Source organism: Salinibacterium sp. (genome assembly GCF_031364185.1).
Taxonomy (GTDB): Bacteria; Actinomycetota; Actinomycetes; order Actinomycetales; family Microbacteriaceae; genus Rhodoglobus.
In genome coordinates, this window is record NZ_JANLVV010000224.1 from 1 (window position 1) to 6,678 (window position 6,678).

Here is a 6,678-nt window from a genome sequence, read left to right on the forward strand (position 1 = left end):
TCCGATTGTCGTGACGTCGGAAGACGACGTTGTTGGGGCGACAGATGCCCTGCGTGAAACATTGCAGGCGATGGTAGACCGCGAGCAACAGCTCTATCCGGTAAGTGGTACTGGGCAATGGTGGCAGCCGCAGAACCGCGGGGGTACGGCGCCAACTCCTGAGGAGGCGGCGGCTGCCGAAGCGGAGCGAGCGCGCCGCCGGGCGGCACCCGTCGAGCGGTAGACGATGTGTGGCTGCCGTCGGGCCACATCGTGTCGCCTGCGGCCACCGTCACGGTGCGGCTTCTACCTGAACCTCACTAATTCGTCGTCGGTGCGCGTCAGAGCGAAGCTCTGAACCATCGACTCAAGCTGTTTGACGGTGCGGGCGCTCGGGATAGGCGCCGCGAAGAGTCTCTGCAGACGCAGCCAGGCCAGCGATACCGCGGTAACGCACGCACCATATGCAGCTGCGACGGCGTCGAGCGAATGCTGAAGGTCGATGTTGGCTGGAACCTCCAGGTGGGCACATTCGGCACCCAAGCGCTGAATCTACAGCGACGCCGGGCCGATAAATTCCTCCTTTCCCTTTTATCCTGACCTCGGCTCGGCGGATACAAACGGACACAACACACACGGCTGTTGCGCAAGACGCCCCGCCGTTCCCGTCATCGTCTCTGGGAGGCCATGGTCGACGTGGCGTGCAAGGCCGCTGGGAAGGTCGTCAGGATCGTGATGAGGGTAGTTGACAGGACCAGCCCCGACAGCACCGGAAGGTTGAAGACGGGGAGCGGCGCCCCGAGTACGCCTTGCCCGACGCCGGTGAGTGCGGGTAGAACCGCGAGGAGTCCGATTATTAGGGCTGTGGCAACAATGAATATGGTCTCCAGAGCAATCATCCCCATCACCTGCGTTCGGGTGGCTCCGAGGCGCATGAGGAGCCCGAGTTCGTCCCGTCTGCTTCGAATCGATGCCGCCAGCGTGTTTGCCGCAGCGGCGGCGACGAACCCGAGAAGTGCCAGGAGCAGGACTAGAGACAACTGCTGCTCGCCTCCAGTATCCTGGGTGGCGCTGCGGGCGTAGCCGTTACGATCCGTAACGGCGAGTCCCAAGCCGATTACCGCCTGCTGGGTCCGGTTTTCCGAGTTGAGGATGCTATCGACGAAGACTGCGTCGGACGTTGCACCTCCCGATGCACTGTCGGTTGATCCGACGATGTAGTCGCCGAATCCGAGGCCGCGTTCGTAGACCGCGACGATGGTCGAGGCTGCCGCTTTCTGACCGGCGAGACGCACGTCGACCATGTCGCCCACGCCTTTACCGGTGAATAGGAGTGCTTCTTCACTCACGGCGATCGTACCGGTGGCCGCAAGATCCTGGAGTGAGCCAGACTGGACTTTCGGGTCGAAGAGCGGCTTCGCTGGTGTGATCAAGAGAATCGATGTCGGCTCCCAGTTGAGGCCATCCAGTGCGGGGAGATCTTCATCGGGCGGATTGGTGCGGACGGTGGCGGGGAGATGTCGTGTTGTCGCTATCGCCGTGACACCGGGAAGCGCGGCGATCGCGGTGGCCTGAGCTGGAGTGATACCGGAGGATGACTGGACGATGAGATCGGTCTGGACTCCCTCGCGTAATTGGTTTGCGGTGGCCGTCGTGATGGCGATAGTCACCCCGGATTGCACCGATCCAAGCGCGACGAGCAAGGCAAATGGAATGACGACGGCGCTCAGTCGGCGCGAAAACCCTCGCGCGTTGGAGAAGGCAAGGATGCGGCCGGCGCCCGCATTTGATCCGGTCATCGCCGCGCCCCTGATTGCGGCTCGGCGTACAAGTGCCGGCCCGCCCAGTGCCGCCGCGACGACTAGTAGTAGGGCGGATGAGGCGCCGGTGGCGGCGCCGATTGTGCCCGGGGCGAAGAATGGCGTGGTCGCGGTCAGTACTCCCGTGATCGCGAGTGCGGCAGCTGTTACGAGGCGCCTGCGGGAGAGAGCGGTCGGTTCGACAGTGCTTTCCCGTACGGCAGCGGTGGGGCTAACGCGCAGGATCCCGCGCGCGGTCATGCGGGCTGCAAGAACTCCCGTCGGCACTAGCACGAGCAGGGTTCCGATGACGGAGAGCGGAGACTGGGACGGGAGGAACCCTTCGGGCGCGACACCGCTGGAGACAAGTAGCGGTGACATGAGTGGCGCCACGAACAGGCCGATGACCGCGCCGATGGGGCCGGCAATGAGCACCAGCACAAGGGCTTCACCGGTCACCCGAGCACGAATCTGGGCTGCCGTGGCTCCCACCGCACGCAACAGGGCAAACTCCCTGAGGCGCGGTCGAAGAGCTCCGGAGAGGACGCTGGCGACGATTAATACCGTGATCATCACGAGGGTACCGGCGAACGAGGAAGCCACGGTCACCAGGAAGGGGAGCTCGTCACCGCGGAATCCGGCTTCCAGCCAGGTTCCCGTGGCGGTGAGCAGAACGGCGGAAAGAGTAAGGATCACTGCAGCGCCGATCAGGCTGGGCCGATTGACCACGAGGACGGAGCGAAAGGAAGGAGACATTTCTCTAGCGTCCAAGCTCGATGATGCGGGCCGCGATCTCTTCGACGCTGGGGGCGTGGAGCTCGCTCCGGAATCGTCCGTCGGCGAGGAACAGTACTCGGTCGGCGAAGGCGGCGGCCCGCGGGTCGTGGGTCACGATCACGAGCGTTTGCCCCAGATCTTGCACTGTTGTGCGGAACAGGTGGAGTATCTGGTCTGCCGTTGCTGCGTCGAGGGCACCGGTCGGCTCGTCAGCGAACACTACGTCGGGGCTGGTGATCAGGGCGCGGGCGATGGCGACGCGTTGAGCCTGTCCCCCGGAAAGCTCACCCGGGAGGCGGTCAGCTAGACCGGTCAGCCCGACCGAAGCGAGAATGGCGTGAAGCCGCTGTTGGTCGAGACGGATTCCTGCCAGGGTGACGGGCAGCTGGATGTTCTCCGCGACGGAGAGGTGGCTGATCAGGTTATAGCCCTGGAAGACGAAGCCGACGTGCTCGCGACGGAACCGGGTGAGCGCGTCCGGCGACATCCCGCTCAGATCGACGCCGCCGACGACAATACGGCCGCTCGAGGGCAGATCAAGCCCGGACGCAGTGTTGAGAAAGGTGGATTTGCCCGACCCGGAGGGCCCCATGATGGCGGTGAACGACCCCGTTTCGATCGAGAGCGTCACAGCGTCGAGGGCGATGACAGTGTTCGGGCCGTCCGGGTAGGTCTTGCTGACCTTTTCCAGGTGCACGGCAGTATCAGTGTGGTGCGGGGACAGGAGGGAAACGGGAGGCACGACATACTCCTTGCAGAAGGGGATTGGATACCTTCAACGCTAAGAAGAAGCGGCGCAGCGCCCCAGACCCGCATGACGCAACTTGCGATCTTGCATCTTTAGATGCAGCTCGTGGTCCAGATCTGCGGATCAGTTACCTGCGGCGCAGGGAACGTCGACGATTCGATTCTGGTAGGCCCAGACCACGGCCTGGAGCCGCGAGCGAACGCCAAGCTTCGGCAACATGCGGGCGAGGTGGGATTTGACCGTCGACACCTCGACGACCAAGGAGGCCGCAATCTCCTCATTCGACATGCCTTCGGCAAGGAGCAGCAGCACTTCTCGCTCGCGCTCAGTCAGCAGGCCGTCCGCCCGCGCCCCGGTGACGGGTTGCAGTCGGCGGCGGTCCACGAATTCCCGAAGGATGCGGCGGGTCAGGGACTGATCGAGGGTGCCGTTGCCGGCGGCAACCTGGCGGACCGCGGCGATGATGACATCCGGATCGGCGTCTTTGAGGAGAAAGCCTGAGGCACCGGCCTCCAGCGCCCCAAAGATGTAGTCGTCCAGGTCGAACGTTGTCAGCATGAGCACCGGGATCGGCGGATCGGTGTCCGGGCCAGCGAGGACCCGGGCGACGTCAATCCCGTTTACTCCCGGCATCCGTATGTCCAGGCACGCAACATCCGGGCGTAACTCCCGAGCAAGAGTGAGAGCCTCGGCACCGTCCGATGCCTCCCCCACTACTTCGATGTCCGGCTCGGCGCCAAGTAGGGAAGTTAGTCCAGCACGCACCAGCGCCTGGTCGTCGGCAATGAGGACCCGGATCATGCGTTGGCCTCGGGACCAGCGGTGACGTCGCGGGTGGTGGTCGTTTTACGGAGCGGGAGCTCTCGTGGCACTGCTACGCGTACCTGCCATCCGCCCTCAGACATGGGGCCGTAGCGGAGGTCGGCGCCCACCAGGTCCGCCCGTTCTCGCATTCCCAACAGTCCGAAACCGCCAGAGCTCGACGCCGCGACAACCCCGGACGGGGCGGCGTTGGTCACAGTGACCACCGCATGCACGTCGTCGCGATCGTCGATCTGGACAACGCGAGTCGCGCCGGGGGCATGTTTGGCAGCATTCATAAGCGCTTCCTGAATCGTGCGGTAGACGGCCAACTGCGCCAGTGGGCCGATCCCCTCACCCAGAACGCGGCCATCGGGCGAAAGGATCTGCAACTCAATGGATCCCAGCGCCCGTGCGCGGTCGACGAGCTCTGGCACAGTAGACAGGGTTTCTACCGACCGCTCGCCACCGGCGTCGTCACGGAGCAGGCCGACGAGGCGCCGCAGATCGTCCAGCACCATTGTGCTCTGCGCGCGTACCTGCTGCACGCCGAGGTGGGCCTTCAGCGGGTCGGTATCGATCTGACGGTCGACGACAGCAGACATCAGCGCAATGGCCGAGACATGGTGAGCGGCGATGTCGTGCAGCTCTCGCGCCATCGCGGCGCGCTCGCGGGACAGTGCGGCCTGGATTTGCGCATCCCGTTGCCCCATCCTGGCTTGCTGTTCATCGTTGCGCGCCTCACGGACGTCACGCCTGCCCCGCACGAACAGGCCGGCCAATAGCGGCAACCCGATCACTGCGAGGCTCTGGGTGAGTGCGGCCAGAACGGCTCCGCCGGGGGCGAGCCTGCCCACCACGATGCCAGTCACTATGTCACCGCCTGCGACGAGCGCTACCGCTGCGACCAGAGTCACGACCAGGCGTAAGAGTCGGGTGCGCACGACCGAGAGGAAGACGAGGACCAGAACGGCGAGGTTGCTGATCCCGAAAGTCGATCCGGATGTCGCCCAGGAAGCTCCCAACGCGATCGCGGCGGCCGCAAGAAGTGTCGCCCGGGGCGCGCAACCAGACCAGGTGATCATGACACCCTGGCCCACAATGCATGCCACCAGCAACCACCATGGACCGCTCAGCGACGACAACAAGACGCCGGATGCCGCGTCCGGATCGCCGGCGGTCAGAGCCGGAAGTGCCACCAGAACAGCAATACCGAGAACGGTGCTGGCAGCGCCAACGATGACGTCACGCCGGCTGGGCCGTCGAAGAACGTCAAAGGCGACCATGGTCCGAGTCTAAGATCATCTCAGATTTCGGATAGCCGAGTCGGCCGCGGGTCAGGACGAGCAAAATCATGGCCGCGATGGCCGCCACGACGAACGAGGCCAGAAAGCTGGTCTCAACACTCATCGCTGGGAACATCTCCGGCAACAGGATCGACGAGGTGTTGTTCACTCCGACGTGCAGCAGGATAACTATCGGAAGACTCTCGCCGGTGCGGTTAAAGACCCAACTGACCACGATCGTGAACGCGATGCAGAAGCCCATGAAGTAGACGGGTCGAGTCCAGTCCGCATCCGGCCATCCGCCCCATTCGCTGAAGAGCAGCGGGAGGTGCCAGATGCCCCACAGCGGTCCGAGCACGAGGCTTGCGCGCACAGGCCCGAACGTGCGCTGCAGACGTGGCAGGGCGAAGTCCCGCCACCCGGGCTCCTCCGCAAGCCCTGTCGTCAGCATCTGGATCACTAGACCCGGAACGTACGCAATGAGGGCGAGCATCGACGGCGCCAGAATCGATCCACCGGAAAATGCGGCTCCAGCGGCGATGAGGGCGGCCGGCACCACGAGAAGAACTCCCGCGTACCAGTACCAGCTGATCCGCCACCGAAACAAGCGGGCGACCCAGCGGCGCAGCCCCGGCCGGCCATCCGTCACAGCGGTCACGACGAAGGCAGCGGAGATCGGACCGAGATACGCGCCGGGAAGAACGCCCGCGAGCTGTGCACTGCCAAGAATGTCGGGGAACCGCAGATCCCACAGACCTAGACCGTGCGAGGAGAATATGTACGGGATCCAAGCGACCCAGCTAGTTCCGGTGGCCAACGCGAAAAACGCGACCAATGGATGCCGACGGATCACCCCTTTGAGGCTGCTCACCGCCGTCTGCCTGGTGTCGAGGAGTGTTGTCATGGGTCAGCCCTTCGTCGGTTGCGTGGCCGAGAATCAGCCACACCATCGACGTTAGGGTTCCCCCGGCGCGGCCACGACCGACGGAAGGACGCACAACCGCAGTCCAATCGAAAGATGCACGCAGCCGATTCCATTCGCAACTACTCCGCTCATATCCGGGAGCTGAAGCGGTCAGCACGCCGCACCTGCTTCCTACACCGCACGAACGATTTCGCCCATTCCGGTGGACGATGAACTGCGGCACACCCCCGGATACTGCAAAGAGGCACGGGTCTTTCCGTCGGGTAATTCCTGTTCTGGAAGACGTTGGCCGCGAGCGACTATCCAGCAGCAAGTACGGTGGCGCTGGTCACTGCGGCTCTGGCCGGTTGGGCATCGAAGCCA

Annotated in this window: 6 protein-coding genes and 1 pseudogene; 1 reads left to right on the plus strand and 6 read right to left on the minus strand. The window is 64.2% G+C overall.

What is annotated here, in order from left to right; genetic code table 11:
* A pseudogene (locus RMN95_RS10020) lies at window positions 1-223 on the plus strand (1-acyl-sn-glycerol-3-phosphate acyltransferase); the annotation flags it as partial.
* Between the two features lie 62 nt (window positions 224-285).
* Here the strand turns inward: RMN95_RS10020 and RMN95_RS10025 are convergent.
* From RMN95_RS10025 to RMN95_RS10050, 6 genes are all read right to left on the minus strand, one after another.
* A complete protein-coding gene (locus RMN95_RS10025) occupies window positions 286-522 on the minus strand; it encodes an aldo/keto reductase (RefSeq protein WP_309616780.1) in 237 nt (78 codons plus the stop codon).
* A gap of 125 nt (window positions 523-647) precedes the next feature.
* Complete coding sequence (locus RMN95_RS10030; RefSeq protein ID WP_309616781.1) at window positions 648-2,534, minus strand: ABC transporter permease; 1,887 nt, start codon at window positions 2,532-2,534, stop codon at window positions 648-650.
* Window positions 2,535-2,538: 4 nt separating this feature from the next.
* Window positions 2,539-3,297: an ABC transporter ATP-binding protein gene (locus tag RMN95_RS10035; protein ID WP_309616782.1), complete on the minus strand. Its 759-nt coding sequence runs from the start codon at window positions 3,295-3,297 to the stop codon at window positions 2,539-2,541.
* 129 nt (window positions 3,298-3,426) lie between these two features.
* Complete coding sequence (locus tag RMN95_RS10040; protein WP_309616783.1) at window positions 3,427-4,104, minus strand: response regulator transcription factor; 678 nt, start codon at window positions 4,102-4,104, stop codon at window positions 3,427-3,429.
* Window positions 4,101-5,390: a histidine kinase gene (locus RMN95_RS10045; protein WP_309616784.1), complete on the minus strand. Its 1,290-nt coding sequence runs from the start codon at window positions 5,388-5,390 to the stop codon at window positions 4,101-4,103. The genes RMN95_RS10040 and RMN95_RS10045 overlap by 4 nt, the downstream gene beginning before the upstream one ends.
* Window positions 5,377-6,294 (minus strand): CPBP family intramembrane glutamic endopeptidase, encoded by a 918-nt coding sequence (locus RMN95_RS10050; protein WP_309616785.1) that lies wholly within the window; start codon window positions 6,292-6,294, stop codon window positions 5,377-5,379. The genes RMN95_RS10045 and RMN95_RS10050 overlap by 14 nt, the downstream gene beginning before the upstream one ends.
* Between the last annotated feature and the right edge of the window lie 384 nt (window positions 6,295-6,678).